This is a genomic window from Streptomyces sp. NPDC079020, from assembly GCF_044542225.1.
Lineage (GTDB): Bacteria > Actinomycetota > Actinomycetes > Streptomycetales > Streptomycetaceae > Streptomyces.
Genome location: NZ_JBITUB010000004.1, coordinates 317,147 through 336,874 on the forward strand (window position 1 = coordinate 317,147; position 19,728 = coordinate 336,874).

15 protein-coding genes are annotated in these 19,728 nt (G+C 70.7%); 9 read left to right on the plus strand and 6 right to left on the minus strand.

The window, feature by feature from the left end:
* Positions 1-478: 478 nt before the first annotated feature.
* The 5 genes from ACIGJO_RS10990 (at position 479) to ACIGJO_RS11010 (ending at position 9,883) form a co-directional block, all read left to right on the plus strand.
* Positions 479-1,990, plus strand: a complete 1,512-nt coding sequence (locus ACIGJO_RS10990) for a cytochrome ubiquinol oxidase subunit I (protein ID WP_399955289.1) — start codon at positions 479-481, stop codon at positions 1,988-1,990.
* An 18-nt stretch (positions 1,991-2,008) separates the two neighbouring features.
* Positions 2,009-3,010: a cytochrome d ubiquinol oxidase subunit II gene (gene cydB, locus ACIGJO_RS10995; RefSeq protein WP_399955292.1), complete on the plus strand. Its 1,002-nt coding sequence runs from the start codon at positions 2,009-2,011 to the stop codon at positions 3,008-3,010.
* 95 nt (positions 3,011-3,105) lie between these two features.
* Positions 3,106-6,741, plus strand: coding sequence for a thiol reductant ABC exporter subunit CydD (gene cydD, locus ACIGJO_RS11000; RefSeq protein WP_399955295.1), 3,636 nt, complete (start codon positions 3,106-3,108; stop codon positions 6,739-6,741).
* 159 nt (positions 6,742-6,900) lie between these two features.
* Complete coding sequence (locus ACIGJO_RS11005) at positions 6,901-8,607, plus strand: GAF domain-containing sensor histidine kinase (RefSeq protein ID WP_399955298.1); 1,707 nt, start codon at positions 6,901-6,903, stop codon at positions 8,605-8,607.
* 238 nt (positions 8,608-8,845) lie between these two features.
* Complete coding sequence (locus ACIGJO_RS11010) at positions 8,846-9,883, plus strand: M23 family metallopeptidase (RefSeq protein ID WP_399955301.1); 1,038 nt, start codon at positions 8,846-8,848, stop codon at positions 9,881-9,883.
* Between the two features lie 37 nt (positions 9,884-9,920).
* Here ACIGJO_RS11010 and ACIGJO_RS11015 read toward each other — a convergent pair whose 3' ends face one another.
* Both ACIGJO_RS11015 and ACIGJO_RS11020 read right to left on the minus strand, forming a co-directional pair.
* The gene (locus ACIGJO_RS11015; protein ID WP_399955304.1) at positions 9,921-10,766 is read right to left on the minus strand and encodes a Cof-type HAD-IIB family hydrolase; all 846 of its coding nucleotides are present in this window, start codon (positions 10,764-10,766) and stop codon (positions 9,921-9,923) included.
* Positions 10,767-10,888: 122 nt separating this feature from the next.
* Positions 10,889-11,785 (minus strand): LLM class flavin-dependent oxidoreductase, encoded by an 897-nt coding sequence (locus tag ACIGJO_RS11020; protein ID WP_399955307.1) that lies wholly within the window; start codon positions 11,783-11,785, stop codon positions 10,889-10,891.
* A 218-nt stretch (positions 11,786-12,003) separates the two neighbouring features.
* Between ACIGJO_RS11020 and ACIGJO_RS11025 the strand changes: the two genes are divergently transcribed.
* Positions 12,004-12,294: a hypothetical protein gene (locus tag ACIGJO_RS11025; RefSeq protein ID WP_399955310.1), complete on the plus strand. Its 291-nt coding sequence runs from the start codon at positions 12,004-12,006 to the stop codon at positions 12,292-12,294.
* 84 nt (positions 12,295-12,378) lie between these two features.
* On the opposite strand, the gene ACIGJO_RS11030 is transcribed toward ACIGJO_RS11025, so the two are convergent.
* The 4 genes from ACIGJO_RS11030 to ACIGJO_RS11045 all read right to left on the minus strand — a co-directional run bounded on the left by ACIGJO_RS11030 (position 12,379) and on the right by ACIGJO_RS11045 (position 16,654).
* Positions 12,379-12,921, minus strand: a complete 543-nt coding sequence (locus ACIGJO_RS11030; protein WP_399955313.1) for an RNA 2'-phosphotransferase — start codon at positions 12,919-12,921, stop codon at positions 12,379-12,381.
* A 165-nt stretch (positions 12,922-13,086) separates the two neighbouring features.
* The gene (locus ACIGJO_RS11035; RefSeq protein ID WP_399955316.1) at positions 13,087-14,037 is read right to left on the minus strand and encodes a MerR family transcriptional regulator; all 951 of its coding nucleotides are present in this window, start codon (positions 14,035-14,037) and stop codon (positions 13,087-13,089) included.
* A complete protein-coding gene (locus ACIGJO_RS11040; protein WP_399955319.1) occupies positions 14,034-15,806 on the minus strand; it encodes an SDR family oxidoreductase in 1,773 nt (590 codons plus the stop codon). Before ACIGJO_RS11040 ends, ACIGJO_RS11035 begins: the two co-directional genes overlap by 4 nt.
* The gene (locus ACIGJO_RS11045; protein WP_399955322.1) at positions 15,803-16,654 is read right to left on the minus strand and encodes a M24 family metallopeptidase; all 852 of its coding nucleotides are present in this window, start codon (positions 16,652-16,654) and stop codon (positions 15,803-15,805) included. The genes ACIGJO_RS11040 and ACIGJO_RS11045 overlap by 4 nt, the downstream gene beginning before the upstream one ends.
* A 234-nt stretch (positions 16,655-16,888) precedes the next feature.
* On the opposite strand from ACIGJO_RS11045, the gene ACIGJO_RS11050 reads away from it, so the two are divergent.
* Genes ACIGJO_RS11050 through ACIGJO_RS11060 form a run of 3 tightly spaced genes read left to right on the plus strand, consistent with a single transcriptional unit; the run spans position 16,889 to position 19,726 of the window.
* On the plus strand, positions 16,889-17,920 hold the full coding sequence (locus ACIGJO_RS11050) for an ABC transporter ATP-binding protein (RefSeq protein WP_399955692.1): 1,032 nt from the start codon (positions 16,889-16,891) through the stop codon (positions 17,918-17,920).
* Positions 17,907-18,818: an ABC transporter permease gene (locus ACIGJO_RS11055; protein ID WP_399955325.1), complete on the plus strand. Its 912-nt coding sequence runs from the start codon at positions 17,907-17,909 to the stop codon at positions 18,816-18,818. The genes ACIGJO_RS11050 and ACIGJO_RS11055 overlap by 14 nt, the downstream gene beginning before the upstream one ends.
* Positions 18,815-19,726 carry an ABC transporter ATP-binding protein gene (locus ACIGJO_RS11060; RefSeq protein ID WP_399955328.1) on the plus strand — a complete coding sequence of 304 codons (912 nt, stop codon included), beginning with the start codon at positions 18,815-18,817 and terminating at the stop codon, positions 19,724-19,726. The genes ACIGJO_RS11055 and ACIGJO_RS11060 overlap by 4 nt, the downstream gene beginning before the upstream one ends.
* Positions 19,727-19,728 lie beyond the last annotated feature (2 nt).

Consider the following 19,728-nt stretch of genomic DNA (forward strand, 5'->3'; position numbering starts at 1 on the left):
GCCGAGCCCTGCCGCGGAGCGGCCGTGCCCCGGCGGTGGGAGCGGCCGTGCCCCGGCGGTGAGCGGACGCTGTGTGCCGGTGGCCCCGGACCTCGATCGGTGAGGTCCGGGGCCACCGGCATGTCCGGGGCGGCCGCCGAGCTGTCCGCGAGCGCCGGCGCGTCCGGGATTACCGGGGCGTCCGCGAGCACCGTCCTCTGCGGTTGCTCGTCTGTCCGGCCCCGTCCTGCCCGGCCCCCGTCCTCTGTGGGTACCCGTCTGCCCGGCCCCGTCCTGCCCGGGTATCTGGGTGGATTGGGGGCGGGATCATGCCGAAAGCCCGAAGAGGGGTACCCCGCACGAAGGTCCCGAAAGTCTGTGCGCCATAATGTTTGTGAATGTGAACGCGTTCACAAGCGTGTCCTGGTTCATCCCCTGTTTTGTGGGATTAAAGGGGCAAACTGCGGCTGTGACCACGGCGATTTAAGGAGAAGACGACGTGGACCTAGCTCTGGCGCCGGAGACCTTGGCGCGATGGCAGTTCGGCATTACCACCGTCTACCACTTCCTGTTCGTCCCGCTGACGATCTCGCTCGCCGCGCTCACCGCCGGCCTGCAGACCGCCTGGGTCCGGACGAACAACGAGAAGTACCTCAGGGCCACCAAGTTCTGGGGCAAGCTCTTCCTGATCAACATCGCCATGGGCGTGGTCACCGGCATCGTCCAGGAGTTCCAGTTCGGGATGAACTGGTCCGACTACTCGCGGTTCGTCGGCGACATCTTCGGTGCGCCACTCGCCTTCGAGGCGCTGATCGCGTTCTTCTTCGAGTCCACCTTCATCGGGCTGTGGATCTTCGGCTGGGACAAGCTGCCGAAGAAGGTTCACCTCGCCTGCATCTGGATGGTCTCGATCGGCACGTTCCTCTCCGCGTACTTCATCCTGGCGGCCAACTCCTGGATGCAGCACCCGGTCGGTTACCGCATCAACGAGGAACGCGGCCGCGCCGAGCTCACCGACTTCTGGCACGTGCTCACGCAGAACACGGCGCTCACCCAGTTCTTCCACACCATCACGGCCGCCTTCCTCGTGGGTGGCGCCTTCATGGTCGGCATCGCGGCCTTCCACCTGGCGCGCAAGAAGCACATCGCGGTGATGCGCACCTCGCTGAGGCTGGGTCTGGTCACGGTCGTGATCGCCGGGCTGCTCACCGCCGTCAGCGGTGACCGGCTGGGCAAGGTGATGTTCAAGCAGCAGCCGATGAAGATGGCGGCGGCCGAGGCGCTGTGGGACGGCCAGAACTCCGCGCCCTTCTCGGTCTTCGCGTACGGGGATGTCAGCAAGGGCCACAACTCCGTGGAGATCTCGATCCCGGGGGTACTGTCCTTCCTCGCGGACGACGACTTCAACTCGTACGTCCCCGGCATCAACGACATCAACAAGGCAGCGCAGGAGAAGTACGGGCCCGGCGACTACCGGCCGAACATCCCCGTCGCCTTCTGGAGCTTCCGCTGGATGATCGGCTTCGGGATGGCGTCCTTCGGCCTCGGCATCCTGGGGCTGTGGCTGACCCGGAGGAAGTTCATGCTGCCACCGGGGATGCGCACCGGTGAGGACGAAGTGCCGCATCTGGTCCTGTTCAAGAACAAGGCGCTGAGCCCCAAGCTCACCAAGCTCTACTGGATCGTCGCCCTCTGGACCCTGCTCTTCCCGCTGATCGCCAACTCCTGGGGCTGGATCTTCACCGAGATGGGGCGTCAGCCCTGGGTCGTCTACGGCGTCCTCCAGACCCGTGACGCGGTCTCCCCCGGTGTCTCGCAGGGCGAGGTCCTCACATCGATGATCGTCTTCACCCTGCTCTACGCGGTGCTCGCCGTGATCGAGGTCAAGCTGCTCGTGAAGTACATCAAGGCCGGACCCCCGGAACTCACGGAATCCGACCTCAACCCGCCCACCAAGATCGGCGGACGCGACCATGACGACGCCGACCGGCCCATGGCCTTCTCCTACTGAGAGCAGAGGAGCTGAGAGATGGAACTCCACGACGTCTGGTTCGTACTCATCGCCGTCCTCTGGATCGGCTACTTCTTCCTGGAGGGATTCGACTTCGGCATCGGGGTCCTCACCAAGCTGCTGGCCCGCGACCGCAAGGAGCGGCGGGTCCTGATCAACACGATCGGGCCCGTCTGGGACGGCAACGAGGTCTGGCTGCTCTCCGCGGGCGGCGCGACCTTCGCGGCCTTCCCGGAGTGGTACGCCACCCTCTTCTCCGGGTTCTACCTGCCGCTGCTGATCATCCTGCTGTGCCTGATCGTGCGCGGGGTCGCCTTCGAGTACCGCGCCAAGCGGCCCGAGGAGCGGTGGCAGACCAACTGGGAGAACGCGATCTTCTGGACCTCGCTGATTCCCGCACTGCTGTGGGGAGTGGCGTTCGGGAACATCGTGCGCGGCGTCAAGATCGACGCCGACATGGAGTACGTCGGGAACTTCTGGGACCTGCTCAACCCGTACTCCATCCTGGGCGGACTGGTCACGCTCTTCCTGTTCACCTTCCACGGCTCGGTGTTCGCCGCGCTCAAGACGGTCGGGGACATCCGGACACGGGCGCGCAAGCTCGCTCTGAAGCTGGGCCTGGCCACCGCGGTGCTCGCGCTGGGCTTCCTGATCTGGACGCAGGCCGACAACGGCGACGGCTGGAGCCTGCTCGCGATGATCATCGCCGTCGTGGCGCTGGTCGGAGCGATCGGCGCCATCGCGGCGGGACGCGAGGGCTGGTCGTTCGCGCTCTCGGGAGTGACGATCACCGCGGCGGTCGCGATGCTCTTCCTGACGCTCTTCCCGAACGTCATGCCGTCCTCGCTGAACGAGGCCTGGAACCTCACGGTCACCAACTCCTCGTCCAGCCCGTACACCCTGAAGATCATGACCTGGTGCGCCGGGATCGCGACGCCCGTGGTGCTGATGTACCAGGGGTGGACGTACTGGGTGTTCCGTAAGCGCATCGGCACACAGCACATCGCCGACGCGCACTGACGTACCCGCATGAACGTGTGCGTATACATGGAGGTACCGACGCGTATGTACGTGTACGTGTCGACACGCACCGAGCCCTCTGGGGGATGTTTCACGTGAAACCGATCGACCCGCGCCTGCTCCGGTACGCCAGGGCCACCCGCTTCTTCCTGGCGGCCGTGGTGGGACTCGGACTCGTCGGTGCGACGCTGGTGATCGCCCAGGCCATGCTCATCGCCGAGGTGGTGGTGGGCGGGTTCGAAGGCCGGATGACGGTCTCCGAACTCCGCACACCACTGCTTCTGCTCGCCGCGGTCGCGCTGGGGCGGGCGCTCGTCGCCTGGCTCACGGAGCTGGCCGCGTACCGGGCGAGCGCGGCGGTCAAGTCCGAACTGCGCGGCCGGCTCCTGGAGCGGGCCACGCGGCTCGGTCCCGGCTGGCTGAGCGGCGAGCGCACCGGCTCCCTGGTGGCGCTGGCCACCCGCGGGGTCGACGCCCTCGACGACTACTTCGCCCGCTATCTGCCGCAGCTCGGACTCGCGGTGGTCGTGCCGGTGGCGGTTCTGGCGAGGATCGTCACCGAGGACTGGGTGTCGGCCGTGATCATCGTGGTCACGCTGCCGCTCATTCCGCTCTTCATGATCCTGATCGGCTGGGCCACCCAGTCCCACATGGACCGTCAGTGGCAGCTGCTCTCCCGGCTGTCCGGGCACTTCCTGGACGTGGTCGCCGGGCTGCCGACCCTGAAGGTCTTCGGGCGGGCCAAGGCGCAGGCGGAGGCGATCCGCACGATCACTTCGCAGTACCGCCGCTCCACCATGCGGACGCTGCGGATCGCGTTCCTGTCCTCCTTCGCCCTGGAGCTGCTGGCGACGCTGTCGGTGGCGCTGGTCGCCGTCACCATCGGGATGCGGCTCGTCCATGGTGATCTCGACCTCTACACCGGACTGGTGGTCCTGATCCTCGCGCCCGAGGCCTATCTGCCGATCCGGCAGGTGGGGGCGCAGTACCACGCGGCGGCGGAGGGCCTCTCGGCCGCCGAGGAGATCTTCGCGGTCCTGGAGACCGAACCGCGGGCCGACGGCACCCAGGCCGTCCCCGCGTCGCTGCGGCTGGAGCTGGAGGACGTGACGGTCCGGCACGGCGGCCGCGGCGAACCGTCGCTCGACGCCGCGTCCCTGGTCGTCGAGCCGGGGGAGACCGTCGCCCTGGTCGGCCCGAGCGGTATCGGCAAGTCCACCCTCCTCAATGTGGTGCTGGGCTTCGCGGTGCCCGACGAGGGGCGGGTACGGGTCGGGGGCACCGATCTCGCGGAGCTCTCCCCCGAGCTCTGGCGCGAACGGATCGCCTGGGTGCCGCAGCGCCCGCACCTCTTCGCGGGCACGATCGCCGCAAACGTGCGTCTCGCCCGGCCGGACGCGGACGACGAGGCGGTGGCGGCGGCGCTGCGGGACGCCGGGGCGTACGACTTCGTCGCGGAACTGCCCGAAGGGGCGGAAACGCCGCTGGGCGAGGACGGTGCCGGGCTCTCGGCCGGCCAGCGTCAGCGCCTCGCCCTCGCGCGGGCGTTCCTGGCCGACCGGCCGCTGCTGCTGCTCGACGAGCCGACCGCGAGCCTGGACGGCGAGACGGAGGCGGGCATCGTCGAGGCCGTACGGCGGCTGGCGGCCGGACGGACCGTGCTGCTGGTGGTGCACCGCCCGGCGCTGCTGGCGGTCGCCGACCGCGTGGTGACGCTGGAGCCCAGGGAGCCCAGGGAGCCCAGGGAGCCCAGGGAGCCCGGGGACCGGCCTGTCGCGGCCGTCGACGGGGAGCCCGGGGAGCGGTCCGCCACGGCCGCCGGGAGGCCGGCGGAAGCCCCCCAGGCGCTCCCGCGGCGGAGCCCCGCCGGTACCGAGCCGCTCACCGCCGTCGCCTCGCGGGACGTCCTCGAACCCGTGCTGCGCGACACCGCGCCCCGGCTCGGCGGCCGGGTGCTGGCCCGGGTCCGTGAGGCCGCCGGCGCGCGCCGCGGACAGCTGGCGCTCGCCCTGCTGCTGGGCAGTCTCGCCGTGGGTTCGGCCGTCGGCCTCATGGCCGTATCCGGCTGGCTGATCTCCCGCGCCTCCGAGCAGCCCCCCGTGCTCTATCTGATGGTCGCCGTCACCGCGACCCGCGCCTTCGGCATCGGCCGGGCCGTCTTCCGCTACGCGGAGCGGCTCGTCTCCCACGACGCGGTGCTCAGGATGCTCGCCGAACTGCGGGTGGCCGTCTACCGCGGACTGGAGCGCATCGCGCCCGCCGGTCTGCGCACGGCGCGCCGCGGCGACCTGCTGTCCCGGCTCGTCGCCGACGTCGACGAGCTCCAGGACTACTGGCTGCGCTGGCTGCTGCCCGTGGGCACCGCGGTCGTCGTCGGCGCGGCGGCGGCCGGCTTCACCGGCTGGCTGCTCCCGGAGGCAGGTGTGGTGCTCGCCGTCGGACTGCTGCTCGCCGGGGTCGGCGTACCGCTGGTCAGTGGCGCCTGTGCCCGGCACGCGGAACGACAGCTCGCCCCCGCCCGTGCCGCACTGGCCACCCGCGTCACCGATCTGCTCGGCGGCACGGCCGAACTGACCGTTGCCGGGGCGCTGCCCCGCCGCCACACCCGGGTGCGCGAGGCGGACGGTCTGCTCACCCGGATCGCCTCCCGGGCCGCCGCCGCGACCGCGCTCGGCAGCGGGTTCTCCGCCCTGATCTGCGGGCTTACCGTGGTGGCCGCCGCTCTCGTCGCCGTACCCGCGGTGTACGACGGACGGCTGGAGGGCGTCGCGCTCGCGGTGGTGGTGCTCACCCCGCTCGCCGCCTTCGAGGCCGTGGCCGGGCTGCCGCTCGCCGTGCAGTACCGCCAGCGGGTCCGCCGCAGCGCGGAGCGGGTCTACGAGGTGCTCGACGCCCCCGTACCGGTGCGGGAGCCCGCGAGCCCGGCACAGCCGCCCTCCTCGCCCTTCCCGCTGGAGGTACGCGGGCTGACGGCCGGATACGCGGGGGCCGGGCGGAACGCTCTGGAGTCCGTCGACCTGACCCTGGTGCCCGGCAGGCGGGTGGCCGTCGTCGGGCCCTCCGGTGCGGGCAAGACCACGCTGGCCCAGGTACTGCTCCGCTTCCTGGACGCGGGGGAGGGGACGTACCGGATCGGCGGGACCGACGCCTTCGAGCTGGACGGGGACACGGTCCGCGCGTTCGTCGGGCTGTGCGCCCAGGACGCCCATGTCTTCGACAGTTCCATCCGCGAGAACCTGCGCCTGGCCCGGACCGGTGCGACCGACGCGGAACTGCGCGACGCCCTGGCCGGGGCCCGGCTGCTGGACTGGGCCGAGGCGCTGCCGGAGGGGCTGGACACGCTGGTGGGCGAACACGGCGCCCGGCTCTCGGGCGGGCAGCGCCAGCGGCTCGCGCTGGCCCGCGCGCTGCTCGCCGACTTCCCCGTGCTCGTCCTCGACGAGCCCGCCGAACATCTCGATCTGGCCACCGCGGACGCACTGACCGCCGATCTGCTGGCCGCGACCCGGGGACGGACCACCGTGCTGATCACCCACCGCATCGAGGGCCTGGAGGCCGTCGACGAGGTGCTGGTCATGGACACGGGCCGGGTGGTGCAGCGTGGCCCGTACGCCGATCTCGTGGCCCAGGACGGGCCGCTGCGCCGCATGCTGGAGCGCGAACGGGAGACGACGGTGGGGGGAGCGGCGGCGCGCGAGGCCGCGCGGGAGAGCGTGGGAAGCAGCCGGTAGCCGGGGACTTTTCGGTCGCAGGGGCTCGGTACGGACCCGCGCAGGGGCGTCACACCGGGGGATGCTGTTGGCATCCCGGGGGGTGTGGCGCCCCTGCCGTCGGAGGCCGGACGGGAGGCCCGACTTTCGTTGCCAATCAGGACTAATTAGGCTCGGTGCATGCCGGAGCAGGACCCGAAGGACTCACTCGAAGCCGCGACACAGGCGACACGCAGCCTGCGAGGGCTCTCCACCGAGCTCACCGCCCGCGTCCCGCAGCTGCTGGAGGCGATGCGGTCCGTCGGCACGGGCCTGGAACTGCACTCCACCCTCGACCGCATCTGCGAGACCGCGGCCGAACTCGCGCACGCCCGCTACGCCGCGATCGGCGTCGTCGACGAAGCGGGCGAAGGGCTCTCCGACTTCGTCACCTTCGGGGTCCCGGACGAGGTGGCGCGTGCGATCGGGCGCAGGCCCGACGGGCACCGGGGTCTCCTCGGCGCCCTGATCCACGACCCCGTCCCCGTCCGGCTGGCCGATCTGACGGCCGATCCGAGGTCCGCCGGCTTCCCGCCCGGACATCCCCGGATGCGTACCTTCCTCGGCGTACCGATCCGGGTGCAGGGAGAGATCTTCGGCAACCTGTATCTGACCGAGAAGCACGACGGGGCCGAGTTCAACGACTACGACCTGCACATGGTGCGGGTGCTCGCGACCGAGGCGGGCATCGCGATCGGCAACGCCCGCCTCTACGAGGAGGCGCGGCAGCGGGAGCGGTGGATCGACGGTTCGGTGGCCGTGACCACCGCGCTGCTCTCCGGCGGGGACGCCGACGACGCCCTGGCCGTCGTCGCCGAACAGGCCCGCCATCTCGCCGACTCCGCCGCCGGGATCGTGCTGCTGCCGGCCGCCGAGGGCGGTCTGGAGATCGTCGCCGTCTCCGCCGACGACCCCACCGCGTCGCTCGGAGTGATCATTCCGGCGGAGAGCCCGGTGGTGGCCACGCTGCTCGACGGCGACCCGGTGTTCATAGACGACTCGGCCACCGACTCCCGCATGATCACCAGGCTGGCCGACCGGTTCGGCCCGAGCATGCTGCTGCCGTTGCACAGCGGGGGCCGGGTGCTCGGCGCGCTGGCCACCCCCCGGGCCCGGGGCGGCCGCCCGTTCACGGAGACCGAACGGACGCTGGCCACCCAGTTCGCCTCCCAGGCCGCGCTCGCGCTGATGATGGCCGAGGCACAGCGGGACCGGGAACGGCTCGCCGTGTACGAGGACCGCGACCGGATCGCCCGCGACCTCCACGACCTGGTCATCCAGCGGCTGTTCGCCACCGGGATGATGCTGGAGAGCGCGCAGCGCCGCTCGGAGGTTCCCGAGGTGCAGACCGGCGTCGGGCGGGCGGTCGACGAACTGGACGTGACCATCCAGGAGATCCGCACCGCCATCTTCGCGCTCCAGCAGGAACCCGCCGAAGCGCCTTCGGGGCTGCGCACCCGCGTCATGCGCGAGATCAACATGGCGGCGGTGCCGCTGGGCTTCAAGCCGTCGCACCGTTTCCTCGGCCCCGTCGATTCACTCGTCGGTGAGCTGACCGGCAAGAATCTCATCGCCGCCCTGCGCGAGGCCCTGTCCAACGCCTTCCGGCACGCGAACGCCTCCCTCATCGACGTGGTCGTCGACGCGACCGCCACCTTGCCGGACGGGCGTGACGCGGTACGCCTCTCGGTCGCCGACGACGGGGTGGGCATCCCGCAGGACGGCCGCCGCAGCGGACTGCGCAATCTGGCCCGCCGCGCCGAGTCGCTGGGCGGGGCGAGCTGGTTCGGACCGGGGATCGGCGAGGACGGGGGCGGTACGACGGTGGTGTGGCAGGCCCCGCTCTGACGGGCGGGCCGGCGGAGGGCGGCGGCTCGGGTGCTCCGTCGTTCCGGCGGTTGTGGGCCGGTTGGCCGTACGACACCTCGCGGTCCCGGGAATCGCGGCGGCCGGGGGTGACCATCCGGAGATGGCTTCCGCCGCACTGAGTCGCTGTCGTACCAGTACGGGTACCGCTCCTCGTCCTCGCTCTCGTCCTCGGCGTGACCGTGACCGTGGCCGTGGCCGTGGCCGTGGCCGGCCGGCCGTGCTGCTGGTCTGTGCTCTGCTCGCCCTCCTCACCCTGCCCGCCGCGGCCGCCGACGGGCCTCCCCGGCCGCCCGGCCCGTCCGGCACGCCCACCGCCGGTGCCGTGGTCACCCGGCTGTACGCGGAAGCCGCGAGGGCGGCCGAGGCGTACGAGCGGGGCAGACGTTCCGCCGACGTGCGGCGGGCGGAGGCGGGACGGTACGAGAAGGCGCTGACGGCGCATCGGCGCACCCTCGCGGCCATCGACGCGGACCTGGGGCGGCTGGCGCGTGCCCAGTACCGGGGCGAGAGGGCCGGTCTCCCGTACGCCGCACGGATCCTGCTCGCCGATGACCCCGAACAGCTGCTGCGCGCCCATCGGCTGGCCGGGCAGGCGGAGCGGGCGGTGACCCGGCTGCTGGAGCGTGCCCGGCGGGCGGAACGCGCGCTGGCCACCGCCGAGCAGCGCGCGCGGAAGGCCTGGCACGACCTGGACGTACGCATGATCGGGCTGGCCGAGGTCAAGCGGGGCATCGCGGACAGACTGGAGGCGGCCCAATGGCAGCTCCAGCGTGAGGCGGAACGCAGTGTGGCGGCCGGGAAGTGCGCCGGTGCCGTACGTGTCGAGCAGCCGAAGGGCCCGCCCGACGGGCGGAGCTGGGTCGCGCCGGTGGAGACGTACGAGCTGTCGGCGGGGTTCGACAGCGCGGGCGCGCACTGGGCGAACCGGCACACGGGGCAGGATTTCGCCGTGGACATCGGCACGCCGGTGCGCTCGGTGGGCGCGGGCCGGGTGGTGTCGGTCTCCTGTGGGGGCGCGTTCGGCGTCGAGGTTCTGGTGCGACACCTGGGTGACTACTACACGCAGTACGCGCATCTGGCGGGCGTCGCCGTGGACCAGGGCGAACAGGTGCACGCGGGCCAGTGGGTCGGCAGGTCGGGCACCACGGGGAACTCGACCGGCCCGCACCTCCACTTCGAGGTGCGACTCACTCCCCAGCTGGGTTCCGGCGTCGATCCGGCACGCTGGCTGCGCGGGCACGGCGTGCGGATCTGACCCGGTACGGGGCCGGGCCCGGCCCCGTACGGGAAGGTCAGAGCGCGGCGATGATCCGCTCGATGACGACCGCGACGCCGTCCTCGTTGTTGGTGAGGGTCCGGCCCGACGCGGCGGCCAGGGCCGCGGGGTGGGCGTTGTCCATCGCGTACGAGGCACCGGCCCAGCTGAGCATCTCCACGTCATTGGGCATGTCACCGAATGCGACGACCTCGGCGGGGGAGATGCCGCGCTGCGCGCAGCATTCGGCCAGGGTGCTGGCCTTGGAGACCCCGAGGCCGCTGACCTCCAGGAGCGCGGAGGGGCTGGACCGGGTGAAGGAGGCCCGGTCACCGGCGGCCGCGCGGGCCAGCGAGAGGAAGTCGTCCGGGGCGAGTTCGGTGTGGTGGGCGAGAAGCTTGAGCACGGGGGCACCGGTGCCCGGCGCGTCCTCGTGGAGCAGCTTCTCGGCGACGGCCACCGCGGCGGCCGGGTCCAGATGGAACGGAGGGTAGGCCGGTTCGTAGTTGATACCGGTGGTCAGCTCGATGGCGAACGAGGTGCCGGGGGCCCGCTCGCGGAGGGTGTGGATGGTGTGGAGGGCGGCGTCGCGCTCCAGGGGGCGGACCGTGAGCAGCTTGCCGTCGGCACGCAGATCGGCGACGGCCGCACCGTTCGCGCAGATCGCCAGTCCGTGGCTGTGGACGTGGTCGCTGACGACGTCCATCCAGCGGGCCGGCCGGCCCGTGACGAAGAAGACCTCGATCCCGGCCTCCTCGGCTGCTGCGAGGGCGGCGATCGTGCGCTCGGACACGGTCTTGTCGTCGCGCAGCAGGGTGCCGTCCAGATCGGTGGCGATCAGCCGGGTCGGGGCAGGCGGAGGCGAGTCGGTAGCTGGGGTCACCGGTTCATTCTCGCGTACGAGGGTGCACGGGCGTGCGCAGGGGCGCGCATCTGAGGACGCACGCCCCTGTACTGCGAAACGTTCCTCCGGCATATGCCGGAAGGCGGCGACGCTGCTCCGTGTCAGGCGAGCTGGGCCAGCCCCTCGGTGGCGATCCGCTCGAAGACCTTCTCGTCCGCGGCGAAGTCGGACCCCGGTACCGGCCAGTGGAGGACGATCTCCGTGAAGCCCAGCGCGAAGTGGGTTCCGGCGAAGTCGACGAACGCGTCGAAGGAGTCCAGCGGGCGGTCGGGGGTGAACCCGGTGAGCAGGATCTTGTCCAGCTCCGCCACGTCCCGTCCGACCTCCTCGCAGGCCGCCCCGAGCTTCGCGAACTGTCCGCGGATGGCTGCCACGGACTGCTCGGGGGTCCCGGTCTCGAACACCTTCGGGTCGCCGGTGGTCACCCATGCCTGGCCGTACCGCGCGGTGAGCTTCAGCCCGCGCGGACCGGTGGCGGCGACCGCGAAGGGCAGCCGGGGGCGCTGGACACAGCCGGGGATGTTGCGGGCCTCGTTCGCGGAGTAGAGCTCGCCCTCGTACGTCACCGAGGGCTCGCGCAGCAGCTTGTCCAGGAGCGGCACGAACTCACCGAAGTGATCCGCCCGCTCGCGCGGCGTCCACGGCTCCTCGTCGCCGCGGCGCAGGGCCGTGGCATCGAAGCCGTTGCCGCCCGCGCCGATCCCGAGGGTGATCCGGCCCCCGGAGACGTCGTCCAGTGTCATGAGGTCCTTGGCGAGCGTCACCGGGTGCCGGAAGTTGGGCGAGGTGACGAGGGTGCCGAGCCGCAGCCGCTCGGTGGCGAGGGACGCCGCGGTCAGGGTCGGAAGCGCACCGAACCACGGGCCGTCACGGAAGGTCCGCCAGGACAGGTGGTCGTAGGTGTACGCGGCGTGGAAACCCAGCTCCTCGGCGCGCTGCCAGACCTCTCGGCCTTCGGTCCAGCGGTGGATGGGGAGAATGACAGTGCTCAGACGCATGGCTCGACGATACGGCGGCTGTTGTCGCAAGGGGCGTGGCCGCCGTATTGCGGGGCCTTCGTCCCGTGTGGTGGGGCCGGGCCGTAATACGTGGCGGGGTCCGGCAACAGTGGTTGCCGCCGAGCATCCCCGGCGGGACGCTGGAGGCGAGCCCGACCGGGATATTCGCGTGCGAGTGCGCGGCGCCGGGGCGTGGTTCGCCGGAAGGATGAGACGTCATGAGGATGCTGCTCACCGCAAAAATGGAGACCGAGGCCGCGAACCGGGCGGTCAACGACGGGTCGATGACCAAGATCATCGATGAGGTCGTCGAGCACCTCAAGCCCGAAGCGGCGTATTTCGCCCCCGTCGACGGCGTACGTACGTGCATGCTCGTGTTCGACATGCAGGAGTCCGCGCAGATGCCGCCGATCAGCGAGCGGTTCTTCCAGGCCGGTGCCAAGGTGAGCCTGCAGCCGGTCATGAATCTCGACGATCTCCGTATCGGTCTGTCGAACCTGGCGCGGTAGGCGCGACGGCCTCTTACCGATGGTGTGCACGGACAGCGGCATGCCGTGGACCTGGCCCCGGGGCCCGGGAGCGGCTGTGACGCGTCAGCCGGGCAGGCGCAGGAACCGCGGGGGTACGGCGTCCGCGAGCCAGACACCGTTGGCGCTGACCCGGAAGGTGTGGCCCGCGCGGTGCATGGCTCCCGCGTCCACGGAGAGGACGAGGGGCCGGCCCCGGCGGGCGCCCACGCGGGTGGCCGTCTCGCGGTCGGCGGAGAGATGGACGTGGTGGCGGTCCATGGGGCGCAGTCCCTCGGCGCGGATCACGTCCAGGACCCGGGCGACCGTGCCGTGGTAGAGGTACGCGGGCGGTTCGGCCGGCGGGAGGTCCAGGTCGACGGCGACGGTGTGCCCCTGATTGGCGCGGATGCGGTCTCCGTCCAGGGTGAAGCGCTGCTTGTCGTTGACGGCGACGACATGGTCGAGCTCGGCGCGGGTCAGGGCGAAGCCGTGCCGGGCCGTCGCGCGCAGCAGCTCATCGACGGTCACCCAGCCGTGTGCGTCGAGGGTGATGCCGATCCGCTCGGGCCGGTGCCGCAGATGCTTCGAGAGGTACTTCGACACCTTCACGGTGCGTTGTTCATCCATCGTGTCAGGGTGCCCTCAACACACTTTCCGGCGCATCGGGATTTCTTTCGGCGTTCGGGCAGTAATTTCTGTCCCCAGGTTTGATCCACAGCCAACTAGGGTTATCCACAGGTAATTTGGCGATTCTGTGGACAAGTGACCTTGGATTTAATCCATTTGGTGAATCTACTTATAATTTGTGCTAGATGAGGCAAGTGCGTCCAATGTCCGTGCTTGTACTTCTCGTTCGGTCGCGGCGGCGACAAAGGCGGCTACGTTCTGTGCACCAACGAGTGCCTGGACCGCCTGCGTTGTGCGAGCGGGCAGGAGCACCGGGCGCGGCCCCTGCGGGTCGGCGGAGGCGTCCTCCGCGCCGAGGTGGTGGTGCAGATGCCGGGTGGCGAAGGTCCGCATGGCGCGGGCCAGTTCGGCATCGACGGTCTGCTGGGCCAGCGGGCGGAGCCTGCGCACCATCGAGGCGGCTTCCGCCGCGTCGGCGTCCTTCGGGGGGCGATGCCCGAGATAGCGGGCGAAGACATGCTCGGTGGTGAACTCCAGGAAACGGGACGCTATGTGCTCGACCTGCCCGCGAAGCTCCCGCAGATGCCCGGAGATTGCGGGCAGCGGGACTCCCGCGGCGTGCAACTCCACGGCCACAGCCAGCTCCTGGGGGCTCGGTACGAGGAATTCGTCCTCCCGGCCCGGAACACGTTCCAGGATGCCGAGCTCCACCGCTTCCGCGACCGCCTCGTCGTCCTGTGCTCCGCCGAACCTCGCGTCCAGCTCGGCCCGGGTGATCCGGTCGGCCTCCTCGTCGGTCCACGGTCCGTGCACCTCGGCGACCAGCCCGAGCACCCCGCCGAGACCGCGCCCCGCGTCCCACGCCTCCAGCAGCTCCTTGATGCTGGCCAGGGTGTAGCCGCGGTCCAGCAGGTCGGCGATCTGCCGCAGCCGGGCGAGGTGGGTCTCCCGGTACACATTGGCCCGCCCGCGCCGCTCCGGCGTGGGCAGCAGCCCCCGGTCCTGGTAGGCGCGGATCGTGCGCACCGTGGCGCCGCTCGCATGCGCCAGATCCTCGATCCGGTACTCCGCCCCGGCCCGGGCCTCTGCCGGCGAGGGCGCGGTCGGCCCGCTCACAGCGGCGGCTTCAGCCGTGCGATCCCGCGCAGCACCCCGGGGCTGATTCTGGACAGCAGCCGGGCACCCCGGGCCTCCGGTGTCACCGGCACCACGGCCTGGTTGCGCACCACGGCCTTGAGGATGGCGTCGGCCACCTTCTCCGGCGGGTAGTTGCGGAGCCCGTACAGCCGGCTGGTCCGCCGCTGGAGGCGCTTCTCCTCCGCCTCGTCGGCACCCGCGAAGTGCGTGGCCGAGGTGATGCCGGTGTTGACGATGCCGGGGCAGATCGCGCTGACCCCGATGGACCGCTCCGCCAGCTCCGCCCGCAGGCATTCGCTCAGCATCAGCACGGCCGCCTTGGACGTGCTGTACGCGGGCAGCGCCCGGGAGGGCTGGTAGGCCGCCGCCGAGGCGGTGTTGACGATGTGGCCGCCCTGGCCGCGCTCGGCCATCTGCTTGCCGAAGATCCGACAGCCGTGGATGACTCCCCACAGATTGACGTCGAGGACGTTCTTCCAGTCCTCGCTGGTGGTCTCCAGGAACGGGCCGGACAGCCCGATTCCGGCGTTGTTGACGAGGACATCGACGATTCCGTACTCCGCGGCGACCTTCTCCGCGAGCTTCTCCATCGCCTGCTCGTCGCTCACGTCGACCGTCTCGCCCCAGGCGGACGGGGCGCCGATGAGCAGGGCCATCTCCGCCGTCCTGGCCGCGCCCTCGCCGTCCCGGTCCACGGCCACCACCCGGGCCCCCGCCTCGGCGAACGCGAAGGCGGTGGCCCGCCCGATGCCGCCCGCCGCGCCGGTGACCAGCACCAGCTGACCGGCGAACCGCTCGGCGTAGACGCTCCTGGCCGTGGTGTCCCGCACCGGCCGGCCCTCGTGCCGGGCGTCCTCGTTGGCCGTGACGAACTCACCGATCCAGGACGCGAGCTGGTCCGGCCTGGTCCGCGGCACCCAGTGCTTGGCCGGCAGGGAGCGGCGTACCAACTGCGGGACCCAGTGCTCCAGGTCGTCGTAGAGCGTCTCCGAAAGGAAGGCGTCCCCGGTGGGTGTGATGAGCTGGACCGGCACATGGGCGTAGGCGTCGGCACGCGGACTGCGCAGCCGGTAGCGGATGTTGTCGCGGTAGAGCCAGGCGCCGTGCGCCGCGTCGTCGGGCAGGGAGGGCGTCGGATAGTCGCCCGCGGGCACCTTCTCCATCCGCTCCAGGATCCGGGGCCACTGCTTGCCGAGCGGCCCGCGCCAGGCGAGCTCCGGGAGCACCGGCGTATGCAGCATGTACACGTACCAGGACTTGGCGCCCTGGCCGAGGAGCTGGCCCACGCGCCGGGGGGTGGGGCGGGTCATGCGCTGCTTGATCCAGTGTCCGAAGTGGTCCAGGGAGGGACCGGACATCGAGGTGAAGGAGGCGATCCGGCCCTCGGTGCGCTTGACCGTGGCGAACTCCCACGACTGGACGGACCCCCAGTCGTGTCCCACCACATGCACCGGCCGGTCCGGGCTGACGGCGTCGGCGACCGCCAGGAAGTCGTCGGTGAGCTTCTCCAGCGTGAAGCCGCCGCGCAGCGGCTTCGGCGCCGTGGACCTGCCGTGCCCCCGCACGTCGTACAGCACCACATGCCAGTGCTCGGCCAGTCGCACCGCGACGTCCGACCAGACCTCCTTGCTGTCCGGGTAGCCGTGCACCAGAACCACCGTCGGACGCCGCTCATCGCCCAACTCGGCGACGCACAGCTCGATTCCGCCCGTACGCACCCGGCGTTCGCGGGCTCCTGAAAGATTCACGCCGCCACCTTCTCCTCGGCCCAGCGCCGCACGTGCGGCAGATCGTCGTCCAGCCAGAAGGCGCTCTCTTCGGGGTCCCGGGAGTCGGTGACGACCAGGATCTCCTCGAACTTGGCGCCCGTACCCCGGAATCCGAGGTGGGGTTCGACCGCCCACAGTCCGGGCCGCGGGGGATGGTCGGAGAAGCGGTACGGACTCCACAGCGGCGACCAGCCGTCCCGGTGCCCGTGCAGCGCGTCGCTCACCAGACCCTTGAGCGACTGGGTGCCGAACCCGAACACCTGCGGGGACCAGCGCTTCTCGGCGACCCGGTCCACCTTGTGGGCGATGACGCCGAAGGGGTAGGCGCGGTGCCGGTTCGCGTAGCCCTGCCTGACCATGAGGCGTTCGACGTCCTCGTAGATGTCGCGCAGCGAGCGGCGTTCGCGCACCTCGCGCAGGATCAGCTCACGATGGGCTTCCAGGTCGGCCATCAGCTTGTCGTGGAGGGGGCTGGGACCGAGACAGCCGGAGTACCCGATGTCCGCCGTGAATCCCTTGTACACCGGGGCCATGTCGAGAATGAACGGCATTCCCGGCTCCAGCCTCCGGTCGGTCGGGAAGAACTGGAGCGGCACCTTGAAGCCGGCGAACGCCGTGCGGTCCCCGAACCAGGCGAAGGGGAGGTGGAACCAGTCCCGCACCCCCCTCCGGCGCAGCCATTCCCGCTGCATCCGCGCCGCCTCGCGCTCCGTCACCCCCGGCCGGAGCTGGGCGGCGACCGCCTCCGCGCAGTCGTAGGCGAGGCGCTGCACCTCTGTGAACCCCCGCAGTTCCGGGGCCGTTCCGTCCTTCACCGCCGAGGTCATGCCGTGCCACCGTCCGTTCCCTGCCGTGTGCGGTACGTGCCCGTAACGTGACACTGATGAATGTGACAATGTCCGGCGGCTACGTCAAGGGGCGTGCGACGACCTGTGGACAACTCCCCGGTCTCCTCCCCCGTGGGGTCCCCTACGGGTCCGTACACCTGGAGTCTGAGGCGGATCCAGCCGCCAGGGCTGACGACCGCTGTGGCCCGCGCCACTACCTTCGTAGACGTGACTGTGATCGCGACCGAAAGCCTGAGCAAGCGGTTCCCCCGGGTGACCGCTCTTGACCGGCTCTCCTTGGACATCGGAACCGGTGTGACCGGCCTGGTGGGTTCCAACGGAGCCGGCAAGTCCACACTGATCAAGATCCTGCTGGGTCTCTCCCCCGCCACCGAGGGCCGGGCCGCAGTGCTCGGACTGGACGTGGCGACCAGCGGCGCCGCCATCCGGGAACGGGTGGGCTACATGCCCGAGCACGACTGCCTGCCGCCGGACGTCTCGGCGACCGAGTTCGTCGTGCACATGGCCCGGATGTCCGGCCTGCCGCCGACTGCGGCGCGTGAGCGCACCGCCGACACGCTGCGCCACGTCGGCCTCTACGAGGAGCGCTACCGCCCCATCGGCGGGTACTCGACCGGTATGAAGCAGCGCGTGAAGCTGGCCCAGGCGCTGGTCCATGACCCGAAGCTGGTCCTGCTCGACGAGCCGACCAACGGCCTGGACCCGGTCGGCCGCGACGAGATGCTCGGCCTCATCCGCCGTATCCACACCGACTTCGGCATCTCCGTGCTGGTCACCTCGCACCTCCTGGGCGAGCTGGAGCGCACCTGCGACCATGTCGTCGTCATCGACGGCGGCGCTCTGCTGAGGTCCAGCTCCACCAGCGACTTCACCCAGACCACCACCACCCTCGCGGTCGAGGTGACCGACAGCGACACCTACCCCGACGGCACGGACGCCCTGCGCGGGGCGCTCAGCGCGGCCGGGGTCACGCTCATCGGCCACGACGGACTCGACGCGGAAGGGCTGCCCGGCGCGGGTCACATCCTGCTGGTCGAGGCGACCGGCGAGGAGACGTACGACATCGTCCGCGACAGCGTCGCCGGGCTGGGACTCGGCCTCGTACGGATGGAACAGCGGCGCCACCACATCGCCGAGGTCTTCCGTACCGAACAGGCTCCCGCCGACCGGGACGTGGCAGGGGCCGCGTCCGCGACGGCCGGGGCCGTACAGCAGAAGGGGAACGGTCACGATGAGCAGTACTGAGACCGGGGCCGTGAGCGGGAGCGACACCTCCCGGATCCACAACATCGGGTACCGCTCGTACGACGGGCCGCGCCTGGGCCGCGCCTATGCCCGCCGCTCGCTCTACTCGCAGACCCTGCGGGGCTCCTTCGGACTGGGCCGTTCCGCCAAGTCCAAGGTGCTGCCGATGCTGCTGTTCGGTGTGATGACGCTGGTCGCGGCGATCCTGGTGGCGGTCTCCATGGCCGCCCCGGACACGACGAAGCTGGTGGTCAAGTACACGTCGTACGCGATCTACCTTCAGGCCGTCATCGGCCTCTTCATCGCCGCCCAGGCGCCGCAGGCCGTCTCCAGGGACCTCCGTTTCAAGAGCGTGCCCCTGTACTTCTCGCGGCCGATCGAACGGGTCGACTACGTGGTCGCCAAGTTCGCGGCCATGGCAACGGCGCTGTTCGTGCTCACCGGAGTGCCGTTGCTCGTCCTGTATGTGGGCTCCCTGCTCGCGAAGTTCGATTTCGCCGATCAGACCACGTGGTTCGGCCAGGGGCTGGTGTCGGTGGCGCTGCTGTCCGTGCTGTTCGCCGGTCTGGGACTGGTGATGGCCGCGCTCACCCCGCGCCGCGGCTTCGGCGTCGCCGCGGTGATCGCCGTACTGACCATCTCCTACGGTGCGGTCTCCACGGTCCAGGCCATCGCCTGGGAGACGGGCTCCGCGGGAGCCGTGCAGTGGCTGGGGCTCTTCTCGCCGATCACCCTGATCGACGGCGTCCAGACCGCGTTCCTCGGCGCCACCTCGGCCTTCCCCGGAGGGGAAGGTCCGGGTGCGGGCGCCGGGGTGGTCTACCTGATCGTTGTTCTCGCGCTCGTCGCCGGCTCGTACGCCGTCCTGATGCGCCGTTACCGGAGGGTCGGGCTGTGACCACCATCGAGATCGACCACACCTCCCGCTGGTTCGGCAATGTGGTCGCCGTCAACGACGTGAGCATGACCGTGGGGCCCGGTGTCACCGGGCTGCTCGGCCCCAACGGTGCCGGGAAGTCCACGCTGATCAACATGATGGCCGGGTTCCTCGCCCCGTCCACGGGCACGGTCACGCTCGACGGCCGGACGATCTGGCGCAACGAGTCGGTCTACAAGGAGATCGGCATCGTCCCGGAGCGGGAGGGCATGTACGACTTCCTGACCGGCCTGGAGTTCGTCCTCGCCAACGCCGAACTCCAGGGCCTGGGCGCGGCGGAGGCGCAGCGGGCGCTGGCGACGGTCCAGATGGAGTACGCGCAGGACCGCAATATCTCGACGTACAGCAAGGGCATGCGCCAGCGCGTGAAGATGGCGTCCGCCCTGGTCCACGAGCCGTCCGTGCTGCTGCTGGACGAGCCGTTCAACGGGATGGACCCGCGCCAGCGGATGCAGCTGATGGAGCTGCTGCGGCAGATGGGAGCACAGGGCCGTACGGTCCTGTTCTCCTCCCACATCCTCGAAGAGGTCGAGCAGCTCGCCACGCACATCGAAGTGATCGTGGCGGGGCGGCATGCCGCGTCCGGTGACTTCCGGAAGATCCGCCGTCTGATGACGGACCGGCCGCACCGCTATCTCGTACGGTCCAGCGACGACCGGGCTCTCGCGGCCGCGCTCATCGCCGACCCCTCCACGGCGGGGATCGAGGTCGACCTGAGCGAACAGGCCCTGCGGATCCAGGCCGTCGACTTCGGGCGCTTCACCGAACTGCTGCCCAGGGTGGCACGTGAACAGGGCATCCGGCTGCTGACCGTTTCGCCGTCCGACGAGTCCCTCGAATCGGTCTTTTCCTATCTCGTAGCGGCCTGAGT